Below are 25,563 nucleotides of genomic sequence, written 5' to 3'. Positions count from 1 at the left end.
ACGATGCGTTGTCCCTATGATAGACGCTTTCGCGTCCGCGCCCAACCTACGTGCGGGCGCACACGAGCGTTCCGTCGTCCATCACGGAGCTCACGCGCACGCGCACGAGCGAGTCGAGCGCGATCCCTGGGTCCACGAGCGCGTCGAACAGCCCGCCCGTGACGCCGCGGCCCGGGTACTGCACCACGACGAGCTCCTCCTCGCCAACGTGCTCAAGCGCCTGCTCGCGGCGCATCCGCTGCGCAAGCTCGCGCATGCGGCGGCTGCGCGTCGCCATGACGTGGGGGTCCACCTGGCCCTCCGCGCGCGCCGCCGGCGTGCCCGGGCGCCTTGAGTAGCGGAACACGTGCATCTTCGCGAACGCCATGTCGCGGCAGAACTCGAGCGACCGCTCGAAGTCCTCGTCACTCTCGCCCGGGAACCCCACGATGAGGTCCGTGCCGAGCGCGATCCCGGGGACCGCCCGCCGCGCGCGCCGCACGACGTCGGCAAAGTACGCCGTGTCGTACACGCGGCCCATGCGGCTCAGCGTCGCGTCGCAGCCGGACTGCAGGCACACGTGCAGGAACGGTGCCACGCGCTCCGGGTTTTCGCCCATGACGCGCAGCAGCTCGTCCGTCACGTCCGGCGGCTCGATGGAAGAGAGCCTCAGGCGCTCGATCGAGGTCTCCCTCAGGAGAAGTTCGATGAGCCCCGGCAGGCCCACCCTCGTGCCGTCCGGCGCCTCGGCGCCGAAGCGCCCGAGGTTGATGCCCGTGAGCACCACCTCGTGCGCGCCGCGGGACTGCGCGTCGCGCACGCGCGCCACGACCTCTTCCGCGCCCATGGAGCGCGAGGCGCCGCGCGCCTTCCACACGATGCAGTACGTGCAGCGGTTGTCGCAGCCGTCCTGGATCTTTATGCCCGGGCGCATGCGGCCCGTCGGCGTGGGCGTGACGCTCACGACGGAGCCGGAATCGTCCACGGCCCCGTCAACTATGCCCAGGTGCTCAAGCACGCGCGCCGCGACGCGCGCCTTGTTGGGCTCCACCACCACGTTGTCCGCGATGGCCGAGAGCTCCTCCGCGAACAGGCTCGCGACGCAACCGGTAGCGACGACGGTGGGGCATCCCGGCAGGCCCGCCGCGTGCCGGACGGTCTTTCGGGTCTTCGCCTCCGCCTCGCCCGTGACGGCGCACGTGTTAACGACGATGGCCTGGGCCTCGCCTTCCGGCACGAGCTCGCAGCCGTGGCGCTCGAGCTCGCTTGCGATCACGTCGGTCTCGACGCGGTTGACGCGGCAGCCCAGGTTCACGAACGCGACCCTCGGTCGCGGGGCGGCCGTCACTTCGACCTTCCGTTGCGACGCCCGCGGCCCTTGAACTTCGGCTTCCTGCGGGTCTCCGCCGAGGCGCCGTCCCGCGCCGGACCTGCCGCGCCCTCGCGCGCCGCGTCCTTCTCGCCCCGCGCGTCCACGATCTTGCGGATGCTCTCGAGTTGCTCGGCGGTAAGGTCCTTCGGCGGCACGACCTGGACGACCGCGATGAGGCTGCCGCGAGCCGTCGTGCCCACGCGCGGCATGCCCATGCGCTCCACGCGCACCTGCTGGCCGTAGGAGCAGCCCGCGGGGACCTCGACCACGACCTCGTCGTCCGGAAGGATCCCCCGCATGCGCACCGTCGTGCCCACGATGGCCTCGAGCGAGTCGACCGTCACGCGGCAGAACAGGTCGTCGCCCTGGCGCTGGAACGTCTCGCTCTCCGCGACCTCCACGCGCACGACGAGGTCGCCGGACGCGTCGCCGCGCACGCCCGCCTCGCCCTTGCCCTTCACGGTGAGCGACTGGCCGGAGTGCACGCCGGCGGGGATCTTCACGTCCACCGTCTCGCGCGAGGGGGTGCGGCCCTGGCCCTCGCAGGTCTCGCACGGCTTGTCGACGACCTTGCCCGAACCGTGGCACGCGGGGCACGTCGTCTGGGTCTGCATCTGGCCAAAGATCGTGCGCTGCACCTCTACCACGCGACCGGTGCCGTGGCACCTGTCGCACATCTTCACGTGGCCGCCCTCCGCCACGCCGGTGCCGCCGCAGTCGTCGCACGGGGCAAGGCGGTCGTACGCGATGGTCTTGGTGCAGCCGGCCGCGGCCTCCTCCAGCGTGATCCTGAGGGTGATGCCCATGTCGCGTCCGCGCGTGCGGGCGGCGCGAGAAGAGCCTCCGCCCTGCCCGCCGCCGAAGAACGAGTCGAAGATGTCGTTGATGCCGAAGCCACCGCCGAAGATGTCCGACATGTCCACGTAGTCCGAGCCGAAGCCGCCCGGTCCCTCCGCGGTGCCGTAGCGGTCGTAGTTCGAGCGCTTGCGCTCGTCCGACAGGACGGAGTACGCCTCGTTGACCTCCTTGAACTTCTCCTCCGCGTCGGGCTCCTTGTTGACGTCGGGGTGGAGCACGCGCGCCTTCTTCAGGAACGCGCGCTTGATCGTCTTCGCGTCGGCGTCTCGCTCGACGCCCAGAATCTCGTAATAGTCTTTAGAGGCCACTCTTACCTATCTCCCACATGTCGAACGTCGGGCCAAGGCCCGCAGGAACCTTTGCAAACGCGCCAGCCGGACGCGCTAGAAGCTCGCGCCGCCGGGCGCGACCGCTCCGCCGGAGTAGCGCGCGTACGGGCTGCACTGGAACATGAGCACCATGAGCAGCGCGAGCAAAAGGCCCGACAGCACGCCGTTGCCCACGTGCGTCGCGGCCTTCCTCCACCACGTGCCGCCATGGCCCACGCCGCCGCCGCGGCTGATCTGCATGCCCGCGATGACCGCCATGATGGCCAGGAACGGCAGCATGGACACGATCGTGCCCGACACGGCGCCCAGCACCACGAACGGCAGCATGAAGCCCACGGTCTGGAACCCGCGCGCCTGCAGCGGGTTCACGCGCTCCGCCGCCACGCCCACGCGGCAGACGAAGTCGCCGGAGGACGAGCCGTTCGTGCCGGCGTTGCCCATGCCCCTCACGCGCACCTCGTCGCCGTCGTGCGAGTTGGCGGGGATGTCCACCACGACCTCGCTCGCGGAGAGCACGCGCCCGGACCCGCCGCACGCCTCGCACGGGTCCGCGACGACCTTGCCCGCGCCCTCGCACTCCGGGCACTCCATCTCCATCACGCCGAAGCCGAACAGCCCCGTCAGGTCAAGGCTGATGTGGCCGGAGCCGCCGCACGTGGGGCACGTCTCCGCGTGCTCGCTTTCGACCGACCCGCTGCCGTGGCACACGTCGCACGCGACGTAGCGCTGGTACGTGACGCCGCGGCGCGTGCCCTTGCGCGCGGTCTCCTGGTCCAGCTCCACGTCGATGGTGACGTCCGCGCCGGCTCGCGGGTTGTACGCGCGCGAACGGCGGGCGCTCGTGCGGCGATAGGCGCCGCCGCCAAACGGGAAGCCCCAGCCAAACGGGTCCGCGCCGCCAAACGGGTCCGCGGGCGCGCCGTAGCCCTGCGAGCCGCCGCCGTACGCGGGCGCGCCAAACGGGGATCCGGAGCGCATGGCGTCGTAGCGGCTGCGCTTCTGCTCGTCCGAGAGCACCGCGTAGGCCTCGGACACCTCCTTGAAGCGCTCCTCCGCGTCCGGCGCCTTGTTCACGTCCGGGTGGAGCTTGCGCGCCTTCTGCTGGAAGGCCTTGCGTATCTCGTCGGTGGACGCGTCCTTGCTCACGCCCAGGATCGCGTAGTAGTCCTTCTCGTTCATTGATGCCATGCGGGGCTCCGAATCCATGCCGCCTGTCTGCGTTCCCACGCGCCAACGGCGCATGCGGTCAAAATTCTATCCAATGCGGCCGCCCGTTATTCATGCGGCGCCGCCGCGCAGGAAATCCCCACCTCGCGCCCCATGCTCCCAGGTCACGCGCAGGGGTGCCCGCGCGCGGCTCGTCGCGCCGCCCCCCGCTCAGGCGCTCGCCTCAAGCACCGTGCCCGGGGCAAGGTCCCACATGATGCCATAGAGCTCGTTTCCCAGGAGCCATCCGCGGCGCGTGGGCGCAAGACCGCCGTCCGGGCGCTCCTGCGCAAGACCCTCGCGCCGCGCCTCGGCCACGGCCGCGTCCACCGCCTGCGCGCCGAGGGCGCGGCGCGCATGGGCGAGAAGTCCTTCTCCCACGCCCTTGGCAAGGCGCATCCCCAGCATCAGGTCCTCGGCCGCGGCCTGCTGCTCGGTCAGGAACTCGAGGTCGTACGAGAGGTCTCCCATACCCGCGGCCTCTGCAAACGCGCGGCGCCCGCTCGTGACGGTCAGGCGCACGCGCCACGTGCCGTCCGGCGCCTTGGGCAGGCGCGGCGCCGCGGTGCGCAGGATCGCGTAGTCGCCAGCGCACAGCATGCCAGACGCGCCCGTGCCTATGCCAAGGTACGGCACGCCCGTCCAGTACGCCCGGTTGTGGGCGCACGCCTTGCCGGGCCGTGCGTAGCTTGCCACCTCGTAGCGCGCAAGGCCCGCCGCGCCAAGGGCGCGCTCCGCCGCCTCCATGCGCGCAGCCTGCACGTCCTCCGCGTTGAACGCGGGGTCCCCGTCCGCGTAGCGCCGTCCAAGAGCCGTGTCGTCCTCTATCTGGAGCGGGTACACGCTCACGTGGCCGATGCCGCAGGACAGCACGTCCGCAAGGCTCCTCTCCCACGACTCGTCCGTCTGCAGCGGGGTCGCGCACATGAGGTCACACGATACGTCGAGCCCCGCCGCCACGCCCCGCGAGAGCGCGTCGAGCGCCTGGGCTGGCCCGTGCACGCGGCCCAGCGCCGCGAGCTCGGCCGCGTTCGTGCTCTGCACGCCCACAGATACGCGCGTCGCACCCGCGCCAAGGAGCGCGTCCAGCACGTCATCGGTAAGCGAGTCCGGGTTCGCCTCGACGGTAAGCTCGCTCGGGCAGTGCGGCGCCATGGCCGCCACGAGCCCGCCGAGCACGTCCGCGCCCAGGTACGTGGGCGTCCCCCCACCCAGATAGCCCGTGCGGCAGCCACGGAGGAGCCCCATCGACCCCGCCTGGCTCACCATGCGCGCCGCGGAGGCCGCGTACGCCCCCATGAGCGGGTCGCCCGCGCGCGTGGCCCACGACGAGAAGTCGCAGTACGCGCACTTGCTGCGGCAGAACGGCACGTGCACGTACAACGCGCCCACGCCCACCGCTACCGCCCCGCCGCCGCGAGCCGCTCGCGCAGCACCCCAACCAGCGCCAGGTAGTCCTCGAGCGTCACGCACGCCATCGCGCGGTTTCGCCACTCCGCCGCGTACGGCATGCCCTTGAAGTACCACCCCGCGAGGCTCCGCGCCCGCGCCAGGTGCGCGCCCGTGGCGGCAAGCAGCCGCACGTGGCACTCAAACGCGGCAAGCCGCTCCGCGGGGCCAACATGGGCGGGCTCGCGTCCCTCGTCCAGGGCGCGCGCGGCCGAGAAGATCCACGGGTTTCCGTAGGAGCCGCGTGCCACCATGACGGCGGCCACGCCGGTCGCGGCCCGCATGGCCGAGGCCGCGTGCGCGTCGAGCACGTCGCCGGAGCCGATGACGGGCACGTCCACCGCCTCGACCACGTGGCGCACGGCGTTCCAGTCCGCCTGGCCGCGGTACAGCTGGCTTGCCGTGCGCCCGTGCACGGCGATCGCGGACGCGCCCGCCTGCTCCATCGCGCACGCGAAGTCCGGCGCCTGCTCGGGGCCCGGCTGGCGGCTGCGGCGGATCTTGCACGTCACGGGGACGTCCGCCTCCTCCACGCACGCGCGCACGATTTCCGCCGCGAGCGCCGGATCGTCCAGAAGCGCCGACCCCTCGCCCTTGCGCGTGACCTTCGGCACGGGACAGGCCATGTTGATGTCGATGAGGGCGAGCCTCCCCTGCAGGCGCTCCTGCACGCGGGACGCCGCCTCGCGGAACTGCTCCGGCTTGCTGCCAAACAGCTGCACCGCAATGTCGGGCTCTGGGTCGTGCGGCAGCACGAGATCCCACGTCTTCTGGCCACCGGTCTCGCCGCCGTAGTGGATCCCGGCGACGGACACCATCTCCGTGTACGCAAGTCCCGCGCCGGCGCGGCGCGCCATCAGGCGATACGCCGCGTCCGTGACGCCGGCCATCGGCGCCATGAGGTAGCGAGCCGCCTCGAGCCTGGATCGAAGGTCGCTCTCGCAGGGAAACGGGAAGATCTTCTCACCCAGCGCCGCCGCGGGGGAAAACTCGTCCAGCACCTCCGCGGGGGTCTGGGGCTGCATGGGCTCCGTCATTCGTCGTCCACCTTCAGCACGGCGAGGAACGCCTCCTGCGGCACCTCGACCGAGCCGATGGACTTCATGCGCTTCTTGCCCTCCTTCTGCTTCTCGAGCAGCTTGCGCTTGCGGCTGATGTCGCCGCCGTAGCACTTGGCGAGCACGTCCTTGCGGTGCGCCTTCACGGTCGAGCGGCTGATGATCTTGTTGCCGATGGCGCCCTGGATGGGCACCTCGAACTGCTGGCGCGGGATGATCTCCTTGAGCTTGTCGCACAGCGCGCGGGCCATGTCGTACGCCTTGTCGCGGTGCACGATGAAGCTGAGCGCGTCCACCACCTCGCCGGCAAGCAGGATGTCCAGCTTCACCAGGTCGCTCGCGCGGTACTCGCCCATCTCGTAGTCGAGCGAGGCGTAGCCCTTCGTGCGGCTCTTCAGCTGGTCGAAGAAGTCCAGGATCAGCTCGGCCAGCGGGATGTCGAAGTGCATCTCGACCGACTTTTCGGACAGGTACACCATGTCGCGGGTCTCTCCGCGGTGGTCGATCACCAGCTGCATCACGGCGCCCATGAAGTCGGGCGGCACGATGACCTTCGCCTTCAGGTACGGCTCCTCGATTCGCTCGATGCGCGTGACGTCGGGCAGGTCCTGCGGGCTCGTGATCTCTATCATGCTGCCGTCCGTCTTGTACACGTGGTAGTTCACGGACGGGCTCGTGGCGATGAGGTCCAGGCCAAACTCGCGCTCCAGGCGCTCCTTCACGACCTCCATGTGGAGAAGACCGAGGAATCCCACGCGGAAGCCAAAGCCAAGCGCGACGGACGTCTCGGGCGTCCACGTGAGCGACGGGTCGTTCACCTTTAGCTTCTCGAGCGCGTCGCGCAGGTTCTCGTACTGCTTGTTGTCGATGGGGAACAGGCCCGTGAACACCATGGGCTTCGCCTCGTGATAGCCGGGGCACGGCTCCGCGCACGGCCTGTCCTCGTACGTGATGGTGTCGCCGGTCTTCACGAGCGCCGGGTCCTTCAGGCCCGTGACGACATATCCCACCTCGCCCACGCCGAGCTCGTCGAGGGAGGTCTCCAGCGGTCGCTTGCAGCCGACGCCGTCGCACAGGAACGTGTCGCCCAGGGCCATCATCTTCAGGCGGTCGCCCTTGCGCATGACGCCGTCGAACACGCGGACCGTCGCGACGACGCCGCGGTACTCGTCGAAGTACGAGTCCAGGATGAGGGCCTTCAGCGGCGCGTTCGCGTCGCCCTTGGGGGGAGACACCAGGTAGACGATGGCCTCAAGCAGGTCATGGATGCCCTCGCCCGTCTTGCCGGACACGCAGACGGCGTCGTCGGCCGGGATGGCGAGGTCCTCCTCTATCTCCTCCTTCACCTCGTCCGGGTGGGCAGAGGGAAGGTCGATCTTGTTGATGCACGGCACGATGTCCAGGTTCGCGTTCATGGCAAGGTTCGCGTTCGAGACCGTCTGGGCCTCGACGCCCTGCGTGGCGTCCACCACGAGCACGGCGCCCTCGCACGCGGCGAGGGAGCGTGAGACCTCGTACGTGAAGTCCACGTGCCCCGGCGTGTCTATCAGGTTGAACTGGTAGGTGTTGCCGTCGTCGGCCGCGTACATCACGCGGACGGCGTTGCTCTTGATGGTGATGCCACGCTCCTGCTCGATGTCCATCGAGTCGAGCATCTGGGACGACAGGTCCCTCTCGTCCACCGTGTGGGTGAGCTCGAGTATCCTGTCCGAGATGGTCGACTTGCCGTGGTCGATGTGCGCAACGATCGAGAAGTTGCGAATGAGTGAAAGGTCTGTCTTGTTCATGCGACCCATCATAACCCACGAATGCGTTGGACAGAATGTGAATTTATGCCCGCACCTGCGCGCAGGCAAAATGCGCGGCGACACGCGGGGCGCCTTCTGCTATACTCCCTAAGTCGACCTCGCCGTGTCAGGTGTCGGATACCCCACATCCTTCACCTCAAAGAATAGAGGCCTCAAGGATCAGAACCGAAAGGAACCGCACGTGGCTAACATCAAGTCTCAGAAGAAGCGCATCATCACCGCCGAGAAGGCGCGCATGCGCAACAAGGCAGTCCGCTCCGAGCTGAAGACTGCCGTCAAGGACGTCCGCGCCGCCGTCACCGCCAAGGATGCCGACGCCGCACAGGCTGCCGCCAACAAGGCCAACCGCCTCCTCGACAAGGCAGCCTCCAAGGGCATCATCCACAAGAACCAGGCTTCCAACCGCAAGTCTGGCGTGCAGAAGCTGGTCAACTCCCTGAAGTAGGCCCGTTCGACAATCTGTCTTTTCGACCCCGCCCGGAAGGACGGGGTCTTTTTTTGTCTTTCTCATGCGGGAGGTCATCCCACGCAGGTGCCGTGGCGCCATGTCCCGCCAGCCCTGCTTGGCAGAAACAAACCGTGTCGGTAAGCTATGCCCGTCCGCACACGTAGAGGACGAGCAAGACGAACGTTGTCTCCGGGTCATCGCCACCCTTGAGCGCGCGCTCGCACCTCGCGCAGCGCTCGAGCGAGCCCTCGAGCTCGCCGTCCGCGAAGCGTCGTGCCCACGAAAGGTGGTTCTTCACCTGCCACTGCTGCTTGCCGAGCTCGGATGCGAGGAGCCCGCCCTCTCCCCTGGCCGCAAGCGACCTCGCGCACACCAGCTCGCGTATGCGCCCGCACAGAAGCGACGTGAGCGCAATCTGAGACGGGTTCTGCATCAGGTGGTACAGGCCGAGCGCCTTTGCGGCGTCGCGTGCGCACACCGCGTCCAGGAAGTCCCACGGCTTCACCTCGGCCGTCCGCGCGACGTTTCGCTCCACATCTGTGACGGTGATGCGCCCGCTTTCGCGACAGAGCGCCGCAAGGGACCTCAGCTGCGCGTCGATCATCGTGGTCGACTCGCCCACGCGGCTCACGAGCTCCGCCGCGGCCGCCTCGTCCGTCTGCATGCCGTAGTGCGCGGCCATGCGCACGACCGTCGGCGCCAGCTGCCAGCGCTTCTTCGGTGCGCAGTCGATTATCGAATGCTCGCCGACCGCCTTCACGGCCTTGTACAGGCGCGTCGACTTCGCGAGCGTCGTCGCCACGAGGCAGAGCGTGCAGCCGGGGTTCGGGTCCTTGAGGTAGGCGATGATCGCCTCCGATACGGGCTTCGGAAGCTTCTCGGCCTTCGTTATGAGCACGAGCCTGAAGCCCGTCCCCATGGGGATGGTGTTGAGCGAGGCCACGACGTCTCCGGGCACAAGGTCCGGCCCCGCCACGTGCTCGTCCAGGTTGAACGCGGCAAGCCCGGGCTCGAGCCTTCCCTTCAGCCTGGTCACGGCCTGTCGGCTCTTGAGTTCGTCCGAGCCCACTATGAGGTATGCGGGCAAGAGCGCCGCCTTCGCCATGCTTCCTCCCTTCGTCAGGACATCCATACTACACCCGACCGCGCTCACGGGGACCTTTCCGTAAAGACGCGCACGCCCCTCTCGCCCGGCTCCAGCGTCACCGTCCCAACGTCCATCGTGCACAGGAAGCGCGAGCCGGCCCGCTCCAGCACGTACCGGCACTCCGGCGACGGGTGGCCGTAGCGGTTGTGGGCGCCGGCGCTCGCGACGGAGACCTCCGGGGCAAGCTCGCGCGCCTCGTCCGGCGTGACGGAGACCTTCGATCCGTGGTGCCCCACCTTCAGGAAGTCGACGTCTCCCACCCTGCCCGCCGAGAGCGCGCCTGCGGTCTCGTCCTTCTCGGCATCGCCCGTGAGCAGCCCCGACATGGTTCTGGGCCCGTCGTCGTACGTCAGCGCAAGCTCGATGGAGTCCGCGTTCTCGCTTCCGTCCACCGGCTCCTCCGGCCATACCACGCACAGCCTGAAGTCGCCAACCTCAAGCTCGTCGCCCACGCCCACCTCGCGCACGTCCTCCTTCCCGCGTCTCTCGAGCTCCTCCCTGAGCTCGTCCGGAATGTTGCCGCGAACGCCCCTCGCCACAAACACGGCGTCGCACGGCACCTCGCCCAGTACGGCACCCACGCCCCCAAAGTGGTCGTCGTGCATGTGGGTCACCACGACGGCGTCGATGTGCATCACGTGCAGCCGGGCGAGCTCCGCGGCCGCAGCCTGGTCAGGACCGGCGTCCACGAGCACGGCGTAAGCTCCCTGCTGCACGAGGATCGCGTCCCCCTGGCCCACGTCCAGCACGCAGACGCGCGCGGGCGAGAAGAACCTCCACCTCAGCAGCAGGCAGAGCGACACGGCGGCAAGGGAGCCCGTCACCGCGAGCACGGGACCCCGCCTCACCGTCGGCCACCACACGAGGATCGCAGCCGTCACGCCAACCGTAATCATTCCGGCGACCACCATGTCGCAGCTCACGGCGACGCACGCGTACGGCAACCGGCTCATCCAGCCAAGCAACCAAGACACCGCCGTCCCCGCAACGTCGCACGGCACGAGCGGCACGGCCGCAAGCGGAGTCCCGGCAAGGCACGCGACCGTCATGCCGGCGCCCACCATGACCGTGAACGGCAGCGCAAGAGCGAGGTTTGCGAGCGGTGCCACAAGCGAGAGCTGCGAGAACATGGAGCACGTTATCGCCGCCGTCGCGAACTGCGCCACGAGGCACGCAGACAGCGTATCTCGCACGAAGTCCGCGCCACGGTCCACGGCGCACCTCACGGGGCGCGGCACCCGTGCTGGAAGTCGCGGGCGGGCCACTACCTGGCGCAGCACGTAGCCGAAGTAAGGCGAGAGCAGGCAGAGCCCCACGACAGAGGCGACGGACAGCACGAAGCCCACCTGACCCGTGACGGCGGGGTCGACCATCACCATTCCCAGCGCGACGGCGCACACGGCCGAGAGCGAGTGCCCACGACGTCCCGCGAGCCTCGAGCCAAAGGCGACCAGGCACATGAGCCACGAGCGCACCGCAGAGACAGGCGCGCCGCAGAACAGCACGAAGAGCCCCGTCGTCGCCAGCAGTACGAGCGTTCGCGGCACGGGACCGAGCCTGGTACCTCCCAGCAGCCGCTCCACGAGCGCACCCACGATCGCGATGTGGCCGCCGGACACCGCGACGAGGTGCGCGACGCCGCATGCGGCGAACACCTTGTCTATTCCCACCCTCGCCATGGCGTCCTTCGAGCCGCACACGCTGCCTGCCAGTATCGCGCGCGCGGCGGAGCGCTCCGGCTCCATGGCCGCAAGCGCCACCAGCCTCCTCTCGTTCACCCAGGCGCGAGGGCCGGATGCCGGCGTCACCTTCAGCGCGTGCACGACGTTAACCGTCCCGCACACGCCCTGCCGCTCCGACATGAGTCTCCACTCGCCGGTCCCCCTGCTGAACCTCCCCACCGCGCGGATTCGCGTCCCCATGTCGTATCGCTCCTCGCTGCGCACCCACACGTCGCCCAGGCGTGCTCCGCCGCGCCACACGTGGGCGCGGGCGCGGTATCCCTTCGTGCCGAGCGACGCGTCCGCGCACACCTCCAGCTCGCACGACGAGACGGCACTCCGCTCCAACGCGCGGGCGGTTCCTTCCGCCACTTCCACCTGCGCACAGGCAAGGCAGGCGCAGATGCCGCACGTCCCGGCCGCGAGCACGACGCGCGCTATCGCCGCCGTCGCGCGCGAGGCGCTCCCCATGCCGCGTGCCGCCAGCGCCATTGCGGTCACGCATGCCGCGACCGCCGCCCACGGGCGACCCATGCGCAGCCGAAGCGCAAGCACGACCTGCGCCGCCGCGCCGCACGCGCACAGCAGGTAGAGCGAGAAGGGCACGCACGGCCTGTTTGGAACCCACTCGTGGTCAGACACGTATCATCGCCCGCATCCGCTCGAACTTCTTCTCGCCTATGCCCGATACGCGCATGATGTCCTCCGGGCTTGCGAACGGTCCGTTCCTCGTCCGGTCCTCCACGATGGCCGCAGCCGTCGCCTCGCCCACGCCTGGCAGGCGCTGCAGCTCCGTCGCATCTGCGGTGTTGATGTCCACGGTGCCGGAGCCCGCGGAGTCCCCCGTCGCTCCAGCGGCGCCTCCCGCCGTCCCCGCGGCCGCGCCCTCCGTGCCGACGGCGTCTTGCGCCACGTCCTCGGACGCCTCCTCGCCCTGCCTCGGAACGTGCACCTTCTGTCCGTCTGAAAGCGATGCTGCCAGGTTGATCCTCGTGGTGTCCGCGTCCTCCTCAAGGCCACCCGCCGCGCTCACCGCGTCGTTCACCCTCGGGCTCGACGTGTATATCCTGTACACGCCCGGGTTCTCCACTGCCCCGTCTACGTGCACGATCACGGCCGCGACCTTCGTCTCCCCTGTCTTTGCCGCCGGGACGGAGCTTCCCTCGTCTTGTCCCCGCTCCTCGCCCTTGCGCGCGTCCCGTACTCCCTTCGCCCTCTTCTGCGTGACCGCGTCGCCTGCCTCCGCACGCGTCACCTCAAAGCCACCACCCCTTCCGGGAAGCAGCAGAGCGCCTACCACTGCCAGGCACGCCGCCGCCAGCGCCGCAGCAATGACGGGTCCCCTCCGCCCCCTCAGGCCGTATCGTTTAGAAAGCCCTCCCGCAGGCCCCCTTGCCCTTTGCGCCATAGCAAACCACCCCCAGTCCCATCATGGGACCGGGGGTGGCACATGCATCCTGCGTCTCAAATCGGCATTGCAGATGTCTTCCGCCTGTCTGCGCACGTCGCCCAAAGGCAGGTGCGAGAAGATCCGCTTGCCGAGCGCGCACCTACTCCGTGGCCGCGCCCTTCTCGCCCGTCGCGTCCTTATCGCCGCGGCGTTCGAACCGTGCCGGGGCAAGCTCGCGGTGGCGGGCCCTCAGCTGACGGGGCGGCTTGTACGAGGGGCACTGGTCGAAGTCGACGTACTCCACGCTCTGCACCAGCTCCTCGATCATGGCGTCGTGGTCGAAGGAGTCCCACGCCTCGTGCACCATGTCCGGCTTCGCGTGCGTCTCAGGGCGGCGCGGCATGAACAGCGTGCAGCAGTCCGCCGCGTCCTGCGCGGATATGTCGTACGTGCCGATCTCCTCCGCGCGGCGCATGATCTCCTGCTTGTCAGAGCCAATGAGCGGCCGCAGCACGGGCATGCTCACCATCTCGTTCACGACGGAGATGTTCTCGAGCGTCTGCGAGGCTACCTGGCCCAGCGACTCGCCCGTCACCAGCGCCTTCGCGCCCTCCATCCGTGCGATGCGCTCCGCCACGGCAAACATCACCCTGCGGTACGTGATGATGCGCAGGCTCTGCGGCACGCAGAGCGATATCTCGCGCTGCTTCTGGCCAAACGGCACCACGTACAGGCGGCCGACCATGCCGGACGGCGCCATTGCGTTGATGATGTCCTGGCACAGGTACTCGCTTGTGTCCGCCGTCATCGGACGGCCCGAGAAGTGCACGGGCACGCACACGGCGCCACGGCGACCGACCATCCACGTCGCGACGGGAGAGTCGAAGCCGCTGGAGAGCAGCGTCACGACCTTGCCGGCCGTCCCAACGGGAAGGCCGCCCACGCCGACGCCGGTGTCCGTGTACACGTACACGCTCGCGTTCACCACCATCACGATGACCGTGACGTCCGGGTGGTGCATCTCGACCTTCTTGTTGGGGAACTTCTCGCACAGGACGCTTCCCACGAGGCGGTTGATGTCCAGCGTGTGCAGCTCGTAGTTGGTGGACGACCTCCTGGCGTGCACTTTGAACGAGCCGAACTCCCCCGCCTCGCCAAGTGCCCTCACCGCGGCCGCGCAGTACTCCTCTGGGTCCTGGCGGCACACGTACGCAACGGACACCCGCGCGACTCCCGGCACGCGCGATATCGCATGTGCCATGTCGTCGGTGGCCATGCCGTCGGCGGCCGTCACCAGGATGTGGCCGGATATTCTCTTTATGTCCGCCACGTCGAACGACCTCAGGGCCCTGTGCAAGTTCGTAACCAGCTGGTTCTCGAACGTGGAGCGGTTCTTGCCCTTCAGGCCGATCTCGTGGTAGTGGACGAGGCAAACCCTGTCAGCCATGGCTTACAGGTTGTGGTCGACGAGTGCGTTCGAACCCTTGATTTCCTCGTCGAACTCGTCCTTGTCGTAGCCCAGCGTGCCGTCCTCGATCTCGTTCATCGCGACGGACACCGTGTCCTCGCCGCTCACCACGGTCGTGATGTCGTCGAAGTCCTGGATCGCGGTCACGCGCAGGTGCTGCCCGCGGATCATGTTGTTGATGTCGCAGGCGCGCTTGCTCGCAAGGGCGCACAGCAGGAAGGGGTTGTGCTCGGTCTTGGCGAGAAGATCGTCGATCTCTGGCTTGGTAACTGCCATTTAGGAGTTGCCTCCATCCATCTCGTAGCTTTCAAGAACGTTCGCGAGGTCCCTCACGGCGGTTGCGAGGTCGTCGTTCACCACGCGCGCGTCGTAGTCCTTCGCAAGGTCCATCTCGTGGCGGGCGTTCGCAAGGCGAAGCTCGATAGACGCCTCGTCCTCGGTGCCTCGCCCTCTCAGCCGCTGTTCGAGGACCTCCAGCGACGGCGGCTCTATGAACACCAGCACGGCGTCCGGGTAGATGCGCCTCACGTTGAACGCGCCCTGGACGTCGATCTCGAGGATGACGGACTTGCCGGCGGCCATGAGGCCGTCCACCTCGCTGCGCAGGGTACCGTACTTGTGCCCGTGCACGTCGGCCCACTCCAGGAAATCGCCTCTCTCGATGCGACGGTCAAACTCCTCCTCCGAGAGGAAGTGGTACGAGACGTCCGGAATGTCATGGGGCCGAGGCGGACGCGTCGTCGCAGAAACCGTCAGGCCCAGGTCCGGACGCTCTTCTCGCACTGCGGAGACGAGCGTTCCCTTTCCTGCGCCTGACGGTCCGGAGATGACGAATAAACGAGGCTTCCTCATCGCTTACTTGTTGAGCACCTCGAGGAGCTGCTCGCGCTGGCGGGCGCCCAGACCCTTGACGCGGCGCGTGGCAGAGATGCCAAGCTCGTCCATGATCTTGGAGGCCTTGGCCTTGCCATAGCCGGGAAGGGACTCGATGAGGGCGGAGACCTTCATGCGGCTCGCGATGGGATCCTCGGAGTCGAGAACATCCTCCAGGGAGATCTCGCCCTTCTTGATCTTGTCGCGAAGCTCAGCGCGCTCGTGGCGAGCCTGTGCGGCCTTCTCAAGTGCGGCCTTGCGCTGCTCGTCCGTAAGCTGAGGTAGTGCCATGGTTCCTCCAAACAGTAGGTTTCACATCAATGCATGCCCGTTCGCAAATGGGCAGCTCATCAATCGCAAGCACATAGTTTGCCAATTGGGTGCCCATTTTACAAGGGTATTGTTCCCAAATAGGTTCGCGCAGGGTCCTAAAACCACAATTGGGCCCTATTTCTCCACGTAAAGGCGGTAGTTACGCCTCGCAAAGCTCGCTCACGACGGCCTCGTAGGCCTCCACGGGGTCGTCCGCCTGGGTGATCGGCCTTCCGATCACGAGCATCGATGCGCCCGCGCCGATGGCGCTCGCCGGCGTGGCGATGCGCTTCTGGTCGCCCACGGCCGCGCCCTTAGGCCTCACGCCCGGCGTCACGATGAGCGCCTTCGGCCCCAGAAGCTCGCGCATCTGCGCGGCCTCCCGCGGCGAGCAAACGATGCCGTCTGCGCCCGCGCCCACGGACATCCCGGCCAGGCGCTCCACCTCGCGCTCCACGGGCACGTCGATGCCGATCTCTGCAAGCGCGTCCTGGTCCATGCTCGTCAGCACCGATATCGCGACCAGACGCGTCCTGTCACCGCCACGCCGCTCCGCAGAGTCCTCCACGCCGGCGCGCGCCTGGCGCACCATCTCGGACGAGCCCATGCCGTGGATGGAGAGCAGATCCGCCCCCGTGAGCGACGCGGAACGCGCCGCGCCCCTCACCTGGAACGGGATGTCGTGCAGCTTAAGGTCGAGAAACACCTTGAATCCGCGGTCGCGCATCTCCCTCACTATGGAGGGCCCCTCCGCGTAGAACAGCGTCATGCCCACCTTCACCCAGCGTGCCTTGCCCTGAAGGCGCGTCGCAAGGTCGATGGCGGTGTCGCGGTCGCAGTCGAGCGCGATGATGATGGACTCGCGCGCCTCGTCGTCACTTAGCATTCGAAGGCTCCAATCAGCTCGTTGATGTCACTCACGCCCTGGGACTCCGCCCAGGCCTCCAGCTCGCGCTCGACGCGGGGCGCGGCCGTCGGATCCACCAGGTTCGCCGTTCCCACAGATACCGCCGTCGCGCCCGCCAGGATGAACTCCGCCGCGTCCTCGCCGCTCGTGACGCCGCCGATGCCGCAGAGCGGGATGTCGACGGCCTTGTGCGCCTCCCACACCATGCGCACGGCGATCGCGTGTATGGCCGGGCCGGATACGCCCGCAGTCGGGCGCGAGAGCTTGCTTTTGCGCGTGCGCACGTCGATCGCCATCCCGGGGATCGTGTTGATGAGCGAGAGCGCGTCCGCGCCCTCCGCCTCGAGGGCCCGCGCGATCTCGCCCACGTCGTGCGGCGCCATCTTCACCACGATGGGCCGCTTCGTGACCGGCCTCACCGCGGCCATGACCTCAGCCGCGGCGGCGGGCGTAGCGCCCATGGCCGCACCGCCCTTGCTCACGTTCGGGCACGATATGTTGATCTCGAAGCCGGACGCGAACGGCGCCAGCTCCTCGAAGAGCTCCAGCGCCCGCACGTACTCCTCTACGGAGTGTCCGGCCACCTGGCAGATGACCCTGCAGCCGCGCCGCTCCAGTCCCGCGAGGTACTCGCCGTAGCTCGCAACGAAGGCGCTAACGCCGGGGTTCTGGAGCCCCACGGAGTTCATGATGCCCGAGGGCAGCTCGCACATCCTCGGCGCGGGGTTCCCGTCCCACGCCTTGGCCGCGCATCCCTTCGTCGTGATGGCTCCGAGCTCTCCCACGTCGTAGAACCCCTCGAACTGCCAGCCGTTTCCAAATGTGCCGGACGCGGTGTTCACGGGGTTCTTCATCCTTATGCCGCCCAGGTCGACGGCCATGGAGACCTTGCTCACCACGCCACCTCCTCCGCGTCGAACACCGGACCGTCCATGCAGCACGACTTGTAGCCGCCGGCGCGCATGGCGACGTTGCACGTGCTGCACGCGCCGAAGCCGCAGGTCATCATCCGCTCGAGCGACGCCTGGCACGCCACGTGCGCGGCCTCGGCCAGCCGGGCCACCCCGGCCATCATGACTGACGGGCCGCACGTCACCACGAGGTCGTAGTCTCGCTGGGCGAGAAGGTCTTCCATCGCCTGGGTCGTGAAGCCCCTCCGGCCGTACGAGCCGTCGTCGGTCGTGACCACGACGTCGCTCGCGCCGAGGTCGTGCGCGTCCTTCTCGCCCCAGAGGCGGTCCTTCGTCTGCGCACCGAGGATGACGTCCACGTCGCGCCCGGCCGCCACGAGCGCCCGCGCCGCCGCAATGACGGGGGGCGCGCCGACGCCCCCGGCCACGGCGAGCGCACGGCCGCCCGGCGCCACGCGCCAGCCGTTGCCGCACGGGCCCACCACGGTCGAGCCGGACCCCGCGCCCATCCGAGAAAGCCGGCGCGTTCCCTCGCCGACCGCCGCGTACACGAGCTCTATCGTCCCGGCGCCCGCGTCCGCGCCAGCGAACGACAGCGGGATCCTCACGATGTGCGACGCGTCGCCCGGCACGGCGATGTTCATGAACTGGCCGGGCGCGAGCTCGCCCGCGAGCTCCGGCGACTCCATCACCATGCGAAAGACGTCCCTGCCCACGGCCTCGTTCGAGCGCACGCTGAAGTCGTACAGGTGCACCTTGGCACTTGGCTGCACGGCGGCCTCCTTTCAAGAGAATGGTGGCGCGAGGCCCAGCGGCCCGCGCCACCATGATAGTGCGTTACTGGGCCACCACGCCGTTGGCGAGCGTGCGCTTGCCGTCGACGAAGACGTCCGAGGCGACGCCCATGAGCGTGTCGCCCAAAAACGCGGAGTTCTTGGACTTGCTCTCGAAGTAGTCCTCGGTCACGGTGATCTCCTTCTCGGGGTCGATCAGCGTGAGGTCGGCCTTGGAGCCCTTCTCGATCTTCACGTCGGCGAGCCTGAGCACGCGACGCGGGTTGACGGCCATGACCTCGACGAGCCTGCTCCAGCTGATCTCTCTGGTGCGGACCATGTTCGTGAGCATGAGGGGAAGCGAGGTCTCGAGGCCGATGGTCCCGAAGAACGCGATCTCCCACTCGCAGTCCTTCTCGTGCTGGGCGTGGGGCGCGTGGTCCGTCACGAGGCAGTCGATCGAGCCGTCGACGATGCCCTTGCGCAGGGCGAGCATGTCGCTCTTCAGGCGCAGCGGCGGGTTCATCTTCAGGTTGGTGTTGTAGGTGCTGTCGATGTCGTCCTCGTTCAGGAACAGGTGGTGCGGGGTGACCTCGCACGTGACGGGCAGCCCCTCGGCCTTCGCGGCCCTCACCAGGTCCAGGCCCTTCTCGGTGGAGATGTGCGCGATGTGCAGCGGGCAGCCGGTGAGTCGGCAGAGCTCGATGTCGCGGTAGATCTCGAGCTCCTCGCCCAGCGCCGGCCAGCCGAACATGCCAAGGCGCGTGGAGGCCTTGCCCTCGTTGATGACGCCGTGGGCCGTGAGGGACTCGTCCTCGCAGTGCGCGATCGCGACGCGGTCGAACTGCGACACGTAGCCCATGCAGGTGCGCATCATGCCGGCGCCCTGCACGCCGTGGCCGTCGTCGCTGAAGGCGCAGGCGCCCTCGAGCACCATGTCGCCGATCTCCGCGAGGGCCTCGCCCTTCTCGCCGCGGGTGAGCGCGCCGATCGGGCGGATGTGGCAGAGCCCGGCCGCTCGGCCGCGGTCGATCTGGTAGCGGATGCCCGTGCCCGTGTCGGTCACGGGGTCGGTGTTCGGCATGGTCGCCACGTCCGTGAAGCCGCCGTGCGTCGCCGCGCGAGAGCCGGTCTCGATGGTCTCCTTGTACTCGAAGCCGGGGTCGCGGAAGTGCACGTGCATGTCGACGAGGCCGGGAACCAGGTACTTGCCCGCGGCATCGATGACCTCGGCACCCTCGGGGGCCTCCAGGCCATGGCCCACCTCGACGATCTCCTTTCCGTCGAGAAGGACGTCGACTACCTCGTCGAGTCCTATCTGCGGGTCGACGGCGTGTGCGCCCTTAAGCAGAAATGCCATTGTTCTCTCCTCCCAGAAGCAGGTACATCTCGGCCATGCGGGTGAGGACACCGGCGTTGACCTGGTCAAGAATCCTGGAGCGTGCGCAGTCCGCGACGTCCGCGTTGATCTCCATGCCGCGGTTCATGGGGCCGGGGTGGCAGATGATCGCGTTGTCCTTCATGCGGCTGACGCGCTTCATGTCGAGGCCGTACAGGCGGTTGTACTCGCGACGGGACGGGATCGTCGCGCCCTCCATGCGCTCCAGCTGGACGCGGAGCATGTACACGACGTCGACGGAGTCGATGACCTCGTCGAGGCTCCACGTCTGCGGGCAGCCGAACCAGTCGGGGTCGTCCACCTGGAACGTCGGGGGCCCCACGAGCGTGACCTCGGCACCCATGGTCTTGAGCGCGGGGGCGAGCGAGCCGCACACGCGGCTGTGAGCGAGGTCGCCCACGATGGCGACCTTCAGGCCGTCGAGGTGGCCGAAGTGCTTGCGGATGGTGTACAGGTCGAGCATGGCCTGCGTCGGGTGCTGGTGCTTGCCGTCTCCCGCGTTGATGACCACGGCGTCGGTGTTCTCGGTGATCTTCTGCGGGGTGCCGGCGAGCCTCGCGCGGCAGATGAACATGTCGACGTTCATGGCGTCGATGGTCTGGATGGTGTCCGCCAGGCTCTCGCCCTTCACGACGGAGGACGTGCTGCCTCCCATGGACAGCGAGTCCGCGGACAGGCGCTTCTCGGCCAGCTCGAACGAGCTCTTCGTGCGCGTGGACGGCTCCAGGAACAGGTTCACGATCGTGCGACCGCGCAGCGCCGGCACCTTCTTGATCACGCGGCCATTGTTGACGGACTCGAACGCGGCCGCCGTGTCAAGGATCTGCGTGATGTCATCGGCGGTCAGGCTGTACGTGTCGATGAGGTTCTTGACGGATAGCATCTAGTTCGCACCTCCAGCTTTCTTTTCGACGTTGATGTCCCAGATCTCGACGGAGTTGTGATCGTCGAGAGGCTCTATGCACACGCGCACGTCCTCCTCGTGCGAGGACGGTACGTTCTTGCCAACGTAGTCGGCGCGGATGGGCAGCTCGCGGTGGCCGCGGTCCACCATGACCGCCAGCTGGACCGTCTTGGGGCGACCGTAGTCCGTGAGGGCGTTCAGCGCGGCGCGCACGGTGCGGCCCGTGTACAGCACGTCGTCCACCAGGACGATGTTCGCGCCGTCGATGTTGAAGGGGATGTTGGTGCCGTGCAGCACGGGGGCGACGTTGCGCATGAAGTCGTCGCGATAGAAGCTAATGTCGAGGGAGCCGACCTTCGGCCTATTTCCCTCTATGGCCTCGATCGCGTCCGCAAGCCTCGTCGCAAGCGTTTCTCCGCGGCGGATGATGCCGACGAGCGCGATGTCGTCGGAGCCCTCGTTGTGCTCGACGATCTCGTGGGCGATGCGGGTGATGGCCCTCTCCATCGCCTGGCCATCCATGATGACCGCCTTTGGCTTGTTCTCAGCCATGGCACTCCTTCCAAAAAAGACGCCAATGTCCCGTTGGTACACGGTACACAGGCGTCAGGAAGGCGTTCATGGCCCCGCAGGGCATATGTTCCTTGCCGGCGTCTCGCACCGTGCTTAAAGGGTTGCATTCAATATACGCGGAATTTCTTCCAACGCAACGACTAATTTTCCCGCACACGAAACGCGCGTCCGAAGGAACGGAAGGCACGCCTAGAAGCGCGACCTCACCACGCGGCGCACGCAGTTGACGAGCCCGCGCTGCCGCAGGTAGAACGCGGCGACGGTGCCCCTGCGCACGCAGGCGCCCGCGCGAGAGCCCGAAAGGCGGCCCCTCACGTCGCGAAGCACCGCGCCCGTGGCGCCGCCGGCGCCGCGCAGCCGCTCTTCTCCAAAGTAGTCCGCGAGCACGCCCAGGTAGTCGCTCCAGAACTTCGTCTGCTCCGCCTCGGGAAGCGCGCTTGCGTCCAGGAGCACGAGGTCCACGTCCCAGTCGAGCATGCGCCCCGCGCAGACGTCCTGCCACCCGCTCGACTTCCAGTCCGAAAGTATCGCCGCCACGGCGTCGCGGTGCCTGGAGAGCTTCTTCGCGAGGCTCGCCCCGCTCGCGGACGCGGCGTGCATCATGGATGCGTCGGTCATGCGGTACGCGTACAGCTGCCTGGAGCAGAGCAGGATCCTCCGCGCTCGAGGGTACACGTAGAACAGGAAGTACTGGTCGTCTCCGAGCGTGAGCGCCTCGTCGTAGCGCGCACCGACGCGCTCGCAGAACTCGCGCGATAGGGCGCACCGCCACGAGAAGGGCCTGACGTTCTCGGTGAAGAGCACCTCGGGATGGAAGCCCTCGATGAGCGCGTCGCGCGGGCGGAGCCTGTTTGCGATGGCCGCCGGCGTGCGGTCGGCCGGCACGCACGTGAAGCCGAAGCACATGACCTCGCAACCCGTTCGCGCAAAGGAGTCCGAAACGACCTCGCACGCGTCGGGCGCGAGCGTGTCGTCCGCGTCCACGCAGAGAAGGACGTCCCCCGTGGTCCGGTCCATGCCGGCGTTGCGCGCGGCGCCGGCACCGGCGTTTCTCTGGTGGATGACGCGCAGGCGCTCGTCGCGCGCCGCGCACTCGTCCAGGATGCGCGGCGAATCGTCCGTGGAGCCGTCGTCGACGCAGATGACCTCGAGGTCGCGCATGGTCTGTCCCAGCACGGACGCGAGGCACGCCCTAAGGTAGCGCTCCGCGTTGTACACGGGAATCACGATGGACATGCGCGGCATGGCTATCCCCTCCTGCCGCCGAGCGCCTGGGCGAGGCCGGCCGGCCCCGCGAGGTGCAGCGCGAAGCGGGCCTTGGCCGCGGCACCCGGCCCGTGGTAGCGGCTCCTGACGGCGAGGTAGTGGTCCGGGTCGCGAAGGATCGCCCTCAGGTTCGTGGCCTTCCACGCGTCCCAGGCGGGCCAGTCAATCTCTCCCCTGCTCGCGTACGCAGAGAACTCGCTCGCGATACGGTGCGCGAACTCCGGCGCAAGGTCGTCCTTCAGGCGGTCGAGGTTCCACAGGTACGCGTTCAGCTTCGACACCTGGAAGCCCAGACGCATCCTGTCGGCGAAGGCGTCGTCGGCATGCAGGGCGAGCCAGTGCTCTATCTCGTCGTACTCGCCGCAGACCGCGTACGCCTTGCTTTCCGAGTTGATGGAAGATCCCTCGTTGTCCTGGCGGTAGTGGACCACGGGCACGTCCAGAAACACCGCCCGGTCCGTTGAGCAGAGCGCCTTGAACATGAACGACGTGTCCTGGAACGCCGCGCCCGGCGTGGGCAGGAAGCGAATGCCCTCGCGAGAGAGCCACTCCGCGCGGTACAGGCAGCTCCAGTCCGTCGGCTTCAGCAGGTAGCAGAAGTCGTGCTCGCGCGGGCGCACCACCTTGCCCAGCAGCTGCTGCGGGACCTCGTGCTGCACCACGTCGCGGCCGTCGGCAGACCACCAGAGCGAGTACGTGCCCTTTGCGAGGTCCGCCCTGGCACCCTTCGCGGCACGAAGCAGTGTCTCGAGCGCATCCGGGTACATGACGTCGTCGGACTCCAGGATGCCCACGTACTCGCCGCGGGCCTCCTCGAGGCCGCGATTCAGCGTGTCGCCGTAGCCGGAGTTCGCCTTGCGTATCAGCCGGAAGCGCCCGTCCTTCTCGGCGAACTCCGCCGCGATTCCCGCTGAGCCATCGGTCGAGCCGTCGTCCAGGCAGAGGAACTCGTAGTCCCCCTCCTGCGCGCGGAGCGACTCCAGGCATGCCGGGAGGTACCTCTCGACGTTGTAGATGGGTACGAGGACGGATGCGGAAGGCATGGCGCTCCCCTAGTTCCCGAGGCTCTTGTACGCGGCGCACACCTCGTCGGTTGGGCCGACCATGCGCTCCTGGCCCTTCTCTATCCAACAGACGCGGTCGCACAGGCGCTCGACCTGGTCGATGTTGTGGCTGACGAGAAGGACGGTGACGTCGTCGGCGTCGACGAGCTCCTTGATGCGACGCTCGCACTTCTGCTGGAACAGGAAGTCGCCAACGGAGAGCGTCTCGTCGACGATGAGGATGTCCGGCTCCGTAATCGTGGCGATGGCGAAGGCGATGCGCGCCACCATGCCGGAAGAGTAGTTCTTGAGCGGCATGTCCATGAAGTTCTGCAGCTCTGCGAAGTCCACGATGTCCTGAAAGTGCTCGTCGATGAACTCCTTGCGGTAACCCAGGAGCGCACCGTTCAGGTAGATGTTCTCCTTTGCGGTGAGCTCCATATCGAAGCCGGCGCCGAGCTCGATGAGCGGGGCTATGGTGCCGCGCACCGTGCACGTGCCCTCCGACGCCTCGAGCACGCCCGCGATGATCTTGAGCATGGTGGACTTGCCGGAGCCGTTGGTGCCGACGAGGCCGAACGCCTCGCCGCGCTTGACCTTGAAGTTGATGTGGTTGAGCGCGCGGAACTCCTTGAACTTGAGCTCGTGGCGCGCAAGCGCGATGAAATACTCCTTGAGGGAGTTGAACTGCTCGGAGGCGATGTTGAAGATCATGGAGACGTCATCGACGTCGATGACGGTCTCCGCATCCTCGGGCGGGATGCTGGGACGCGTGAGGATTGGCTTTGCCATAGTTTGCACCGATCTGACGGGGACTAGATGTAGAGGATGAACTTGTGCTCGTTCTTGTGGAACACGGCGTAGCCGATGCCAAGCGCCACCAGTGCGAACCCCAGGCACGCAACGTGCATGCCGACGGAGGGCACCGTGTGGTACAGGATGACGTCGCGGATGTAGGTGATGTAGATGTACATGGGGTTGAACTTCTCGGCGACCTGCATCCAGTGCGGCAGGATCTTGAAGGGGTAGAAGAGCGGCGTCGCGTAGGTCCACGCCGTGAGCACGACGCCCCACAGGTGGATGACGTCGCGGAAGAACACGGAGAGCGCGGAGAGCAGAAGCGAGAGGCCGATGCAGAACACCACGAGCGTGAGCAGCGCGAAAGGCATGAGCACCGAGGTCCACGTGAGCGGCACGCGCTCCACGATCATGACGAGCGCGATCGCGATGAGCGAGAAGCCGTAGTTGACGCCGGCAAACAGCACCTTCTGCACGGGGAAGACGTAGCGGTTGATCTTGACCTTCTTCAGCAGCGACGACGCCCAGATGATGGAGCACATGCCCTGGTTCGTCGCGTCGCTCATGAGCTGGAACGCGGTGTTTCCCAGGATGAGGTAGACCGCATAGTTGCCGAGCGACGGGTCGTTGTAGCGCATGAACGAGCCAAACACCGCCGCCATGACGAGCATCATGAGCAGCGGGTTCAGCACGCTCCACACGACGCCGAGTGTGCTCCTGCGATACTTGAGCTTGAAGTCCTTGGAGACGAGCTGCCTCAGGATGAACCAGTCGCGCCTTGACGGTGGGTACCACGCGTCCTTTGCAGAGACTGCCCCGGTATTCTTCTCGGCGTTCAATTTGCCTCCGAAAACGTTGGTCTGCATGACAGGAAAATGCTAGCACAGCCGTGTCCTCGCCATACAAAGAGCGGAGACTCCAAATCGGCAAGGCGCAGGCGAGAAGGGCCAGACAACAAGAAAGGCCGGAAGATCTTCTCTTCCGGCCTCTGATCTGCTGGCTCCCCGGGCAGGGTTCGAACCTGCGACACGCTGATTAACAGTCAGCTGCGCTACCACTGCGCCACCGGGGAAGATGGCTCCCCGGGCAGGGTTCGAACCTGCGACACGCTGATTAACAGTCAGCTGCGCTACCACTGCGCCACCGGGGAATGTCTTAGTGCGGTAGAAACTATAACAGACATCTTGCCGCATGCAAGCAAGAATCGCGGATTTTTTTGCGTCAAAGAGCCTCCACAAACGCGCCTGCGCGTGCGCGTCCGCATCCTCAAAGTCGTGGACGCGCGCCCGCCAACCGGTGCACCGGCGCGCTAATTGTGAAAAGCGGACCAACATATCCGCAGGTCAATGCGGTATAACACGCCCAAGCGCACAGGCGCGTCAATCCGCCGGCACCCGGCAGGCGGAACGTCCGAGTAGGTTTGCTATGGGTCGCAGGCCAATCAGGGTCGTACAGTATGGTTGCGGAAAGATGGCGAAGTATACCATTCGCTACCTGCACGAGCATGGCGCGCAGCTTGTGGTCGCCATCGACACGAACCCCGCTGTCATCGGCATGTACGCGTGAGACTT

At 67.4% G+C, this 25,563-nt stretch carries 25 protein-coding genes and 2 tRNA genes; 2 read left to right on the top strand and 25 right to left on the bottom strand.

Annotated elements, in window-relative coordinates:
• Nucleotides 1–46: 46 nt before the first annotated feature.
• The 6 genes from HF885_RS03400 to lepA all read right to left on the bottom strand — a co-directional run bounded on the left by HF885_RS03400 (nt 47) and on the right by lepA (nt 8,038).
• Nucleotides 47–1,327 (bottom strand): MiaB/RimO family radical SAM methylthiotransferase, encoded by a 1,281-nt coding sequence (locus tag HF885_RS03400; protein WP_170103535.1) that lies wholly within the window; start codon nt 1,325–1,327, stop codon nt 47–49.
• Nucleotides 1,324–2,517: a molecular chaperone DnaJ gene (gene dnaJ / locus HF885_RS03395; RefSeq protein WP_170103534.1), complete on the bottom strand. Its 1,194-nt coding sequence runs from the start codon at nt 2,515–2,517 to the stop codon at nt 1,324–1,326. The genes HF885_RS03400 and dnaJ overlap by 4 nt, the downstream gene beginning before the upstream one ends.
• Before the next feature lie 75 nt (nt 2,518–2,592).
• Nucleotides 2,593–3,726, bottom strand: coding sequence for a DnaJ domain-containing protein (locus HF885_RS03390; RefSeq protein ID WP_170103533.1), 1,134 nt, complete (start codon nt 3,724–3,726; stop codon nt 2,593–2,595).
• 189 nt (nt 3,727–3,915) lie between these two features.
• Complete coding sequence (locus HF885_RS03385) at nt 3,916–5,136, bottom strand: coproporphyrinogen-III oxidase family protein (protein ID WP_328804322.1); 1,221 nt, start codon at nt 5,134–5,136, stop codon at nt 3,916–3,918.
• An 8-nt stretch (nt 5,137–5,144) separates the two neighbouring features.
• Entirely contained in the window at nt 5,145–6,230 is a 1,086-nt protein-coding gene (locus tag HF885_RS03380; RefSeq protein WP_235927271.1) for a tRNA dihydrouridine synthase, read from the bottom strand.
• Nucleotides 6,227–8,038, bottom strand: a complete 1,812-nt coding sequence (lepA, locus tag HF885_RS03375) for a translation elongation factor 4 (RefSeq protein ID WP_090845635.1) — start codon at nt 8,036–8,038, stop codon at nt 6,227–6,229. Before lepA ends, HF885_RS03380 begins: the two co-directional genes overlap by 4 nt.
• Before the next feature lie 202 nt (nt 8,039–8,240).
• Here lepA and rpsT point away from each other — a divergent pair, with 202 nt between their 5' ends.
• Nucleotides 8,241–8,504, top strand: coding sequence for a 30S ribosomal protein S20 (gene rpsT, locus HF885_RS03370; protein WP_090845637.1), 264 nt, complete (start codon nt 8,241–8,243; stop codon nt 8,502–8,504).
• 145 nt (nt 8,505–8,649) lie between these two features.
• Here rpsT and holA read toward each other — a convergent pair whose 3' ends face one another.
• The 19 genes from holA to HF885_RS03275 form a co-directional block, all read right to left on the bottom strand.
• Nucleotides 8,650–9,612: a DNA polymerase III subunit delta gene (gene holA / locus HF885_RS03365; protein ID WP_170103531.1), complete on the bottom strand. Its 963-nt coding sequence runs from the start codon at nt 9,610–9,612 to the stop codon at nt 8,650–8,652.
• Nucleotides 9,613–9,656: 44 nt separating this feature from the next.
• Complete coding sequence (locus HF885_RS03360; RefSeq protein WP_170103530.1) at nt 9,657–12,017, bottom strand: ComEC/Rec2 family competence protein; 2,361 nt, start codon at nt 12,015–12,017, stop codon at nt 9,657–9,659.
• Complete coding sequence (locus tag HF885_RS03355; RefSeq protein ID WP_170103529.1) at nt 12,010–12,630, bottom strand: helix-hairpin-helix domain-containing protein; 621 nt, start codon at nt 12,628–12,630, stop codon at nt 12,010–12,012. Before HF885_RS03355 ends, HF885_RS03360 begins: the two co-directional genes overlap by 8 nt.
• A 295-nt stretch (nt 12,631–12,925) precedes the next feature.
• Nucleotides 12,926–14,212 (bottom strand): tRNA uracil 4-sulfurtransferase ThiI, encoded by a 1,287-nt coding sequence (gene thiI / locus HF885_RS03350; RefSeq protein WP_090845645.1) that lies wholly within the window; start codon nt 14,210–14,212, stop codon nt 12,926–12,928.
• A gap of 3 nt (nt 14,213–14,215) precedes the next feature.
• Entirely contained in the window at nt 14,216–14,509 is a 294-nt protein-coding gene (locus HF885_RS03345; protein ID WP_090845647.1) for a DNA-directed RNA polymerase subunit omega, read from the bottom strand.
• Nucleotides 14,510–15,085 carry a guanylate kinase gene (gene gmk / locus HF885_RS03340; protein ID WP_090845648.1) on the bottom strand — a complete coding sequence of 192 codons (576 nt, stop codon included), beginning with the start codon at nt 15,083–15,085 and terminating at the stop codon, nt 14,510–14,512.
• A 3-nt stretch (nt 15,086–15,088) separates the two neighbouring features.
• Nucleotides 15,089–15,397, bottom strand: a complete 309-nt coding sequence (gene mihF / locus HF885_RS03335) for an integration host factor, actinobacterial type (protein ID WP_090845650.1) — start codon at nt 15,395–15,397, stop codon at nt 15,089–15,091.
• Nucleotides 15,398–15,578: 181 nt separating this feature from the next.
• The gene (gene pyrF, locus HF885_RS03330) at nt 15,579–16,304 is read right to left on the bottom strand and encodes an orotidine-5'-phosphate decarboxylase (RefSeq protein ID WP_170103528.1); all 726 of its coding nucleotides are present in this window, start codon (nt 16,302–16,304) and stop codon (nt 15,579–15,581) included.
• A complete protein-coding gene (locus tag HF885_RS03325) occupies nt 16,298–17,206 on the bottom strand; it encodes a dihydroorotate dehydrogenase (RefSeq protein WP_170103604.1) in 909 nt (302 codons plus the stop codon). The genes pyrF and HF885_RS03325 overlap by 7 nt, the downstream gene beginning before the upstream one ends.
• Before the next feature lie 11 nt (nt 17,207–17,217).
• Nucleotides 17,218–18,009 (bottom strand): dihydroorotate dehydrogenase electron transfer subunit, encoded by a 792-nt coding sequence (locus HF885_RS03320; protein WP_328804320.1) that lies wholly within the window; start codon nt 18,007–18,009, stop codon nt 17,218–17,220.
• 64 nt (nt 18,010–18,073) lie between these two features.
• On the bottom strand, nt 18,074–19,369 hold the full coding sequence (locus HF885_RS03315) for a dihydroorotase (protein ID WP_170103527.1): 1,296 nt from the start codon (nt 19,367–19,369) through the stop codon (nt 18,074–18,076).
• Entirely contained in the window at nt 19,353–20,291 is a 939-nt protein-coding gene (locus tag HF885_RS03310) for an aspartate carbamoyltransferase catalytic subunit (RefSeq protein ID WP_090845656.1), read from the bottom strand. Before HF885_RS03310 ends, HF885_RS03315 begins: the two co-directional genes overlap by 17 nt.
• Nucleotides 20,292–20,864, bottom strand: coding sequence for a bifunctional pyr operon transcriptional regulator/uracil phosphoribosyltransferase PyrR (pyrR, locus tag HF885_RS03305; RefSeq protein WP_170103526.1), 573 nt, complete (start codon nt 20,862–20,864; stop codon nt 20,292–20,294).
• A gap of 210 nt (nt 20,865–21,074) precedes the next feature.
• Entirely contained in the window at nt 21,075–22,130 is a 1,056-nt protein-coding gene (locus HF885_RS03300; protein ID WP_170103525.1) for a glycosyltransferase family 2 protein, read from the bottom strand.
• Nucleotides 22,131–22,132: 2 nt separating this feature from the next.
• On the bottom strand, nt 22,133–23,194 hold the full coding sequence (locus HF885_RS03295) for a glycosyltransferase family 2 protein (protein WP_170103524.1): 1,062 nt from the start codon (nt 23,192–23,194) through the stop codon (nt 22,133–22,135).
• Nucleotides 23,195–23,203: 9 nt separating this feature from the next.
• Nucleotides 23,204–23,986, bottom strand: coding sequence for an ABC transporter ATP-binding protein (locus HF885_RS03290; protein ID WP_170103523.1), 783 nt, complete (start codon nt 23,984–23,986; stop codon nt 23,204–23,206).
• A gap of 23 nt (nt 23,987–24,009) precedes the next feature.
• Nucleotides 24,010–24,858, bottom strand: coding sequence for an ABC transporter permease (locus HF885_RS03285; protein WP_170103522.1), 849 nt, complete (start codon nt 24,856–24,858; stop codon nt 24,010–24,012).
• 131 nt (nt 24,859–24,989) lie between these two features.
• Nucleotides 24,990–25,064 (bottom strand) — tRNA-Asn (locus HF885_RS03280).
• A gap of 3 nt (nt 25,065–25,067) precedes the next feature.
• A tRNA-Asn gene (locus tag HF885_RS03275) sits at nt 25,068–25,142 on the bottom strand.
• Between the two features lie 275 nt (nt 25,143–25,417).
• On the opposite strand from HF885_RS03275, the gene HF885_RS10305 reads away from it, so the two are divergent.
• The gene (locus tag HF885_RS10305; RefSeq protein ID WP_206109746.1) at nt 25,418–25,558 is read left to right on the top strand and encodes a hypothetical protein; all 141 of its coding nucleotides are present in this window, start codon (nt 25,418–25,420) and stop codon (nt 25,556–25,558) included.
• Nucleotides 25,559–25,563 lie beyond the last annotated feature (5 nt).

It is taken from the genome of Parafannyhessea umbonata (genome assembly GCF_012844235.1).
Classification (GTDB): domain Bacteria; phylum Actinomycetota; class Coriobacteriia; order Coriobacteriales; family Atopobiaceae; genus Parafannyhessea.
Note: the sequence above shows the minus strand (reverse complement) of the source record. Positions and strands in the feature narration are given on the sequence as shown.

Bases quoted from the DNA above. Each gene is read 5' to 3' on its own strand.
- HF885_RS03390 (WP_170103533.1), bottom strand. From the start codon at position 3,726: ATGGCATCAATGAACGAGAAGGACTACTACGCGATCCTGGGCGTGAGC.
- HF885_RS03380 (WP_235927271.1), bottom strand. From the start codon at position 6,230: ATGACGGAGCCCATGCAGCCCCAGACCCCCGCGGAGGTGCTGGACGAG.
- lepA (WP_090845635.1), bottom strand. From the start codon at position 8,038: ATGAACAAGACAGACCTTTCACTCATTCGCAACTTCTCGATCGTTGCG.
- holA (WP_170103531.1), bottom strand. From the start codon at position 9,612: ATGGCGAAGGCGGCGCTCTTGCCCGCATACCTCATAGTGGGCTCGGAC.
- thiI (WP_090845645.1), bottom strand. From the start codon at position 14,212: ATGGCTGACAGGGTTTGCCTCGTCCACTACCACGAGATCGGCCTGAAG.
- HF885_RS03345 (WP_090845647.1), bottom strand. From the start codon at position 14,509: ATGGCAGTTACCAAGCCAGAGATCGACGATCTTCTCGCCAAGACCGAG.
- gmk (WP_090845648.1), bottom strand. From the start codon at position 15,085: ATGAGGAAGCCTCGTTTATTCGTCATCTCCGGACCGTCAGGCGCAGGA.
- mihF (WP_090845650.1), bottom strand. From the start codon at position 15,397: ATGGCACTACCTCAGCTTACGGACGAGCAGCGCAAGGCCGCACTTGAG.
- pyrF (WP_170103528.1), bottom strand. From the start codon at position 16,304: ATGCTAAGTGACGACGAGGCGCGCGAGTCCATCATCATCGCGCTCGAC.
- HF885_RS03325 (WP_170103604.1), bottom strand. From the start codon at position 17,206: ATGGCCGTCGACCTGGGCGGCATAAGGATGAAGAACCCCGTGAACACC.
- HF885_RS03315 (WP_170103527.1), bottom strand. From the start codon at position 19,369: ATGGCATTTCTGCTTAAGGGCGCACACGCCGTCGACCCGCAGATAGGA.
- HF885_RS03310 (WP_090845656.1), bottom strand. From the start codon at position 20,291: ATGCTATCCGTCAAGAACCTCATCGACACGTACAGCCTGACCGCCGAT.
- pyrR (WP_170103526.1), bottom strand. From the start codon at position 20,864: ATGGCTGAGAACAAGCCAAAGGCGGTCATCATGGATGGCCAGGCGATG.
- HF885_RS03300 (WP_170103525.1), bottom strand. From the start codon at position 22,130: ATGCCGCGCATGTCCATCGTGATTCCCGTGTACAACGCGGAGCGCTAC.
- HF885_RS03295 (WP_170103524.1), bottom strand. From the start codon at position 23,194: ATGCCTTCCGCATCCGTCCTCGTACCCATCTACAACGTCGAGAGGTAC.
- HF885_RS03290 (WP_170103523.1), bottom strand. From the start codon at position 23,986: ATGGCAAAGCCAATCCTCACGCGTCCCAGCATCCCGCCCGAGGATGCG.
- HF885_RS03285 (WP_170103522.1), bottom strand. From the start codon at position 24,858: ATGCAGACCAACGTTTTCGGAGGCAAATTGAACGCCGAGAAGAATACC.
- HF885_RS10305 (WP_206109746.1), top strand. From the start codon at position 25,418: ATGGGTCGCAGGCCAATCAGGGTCGTACAGTATGGTTGCGGAAAGATG.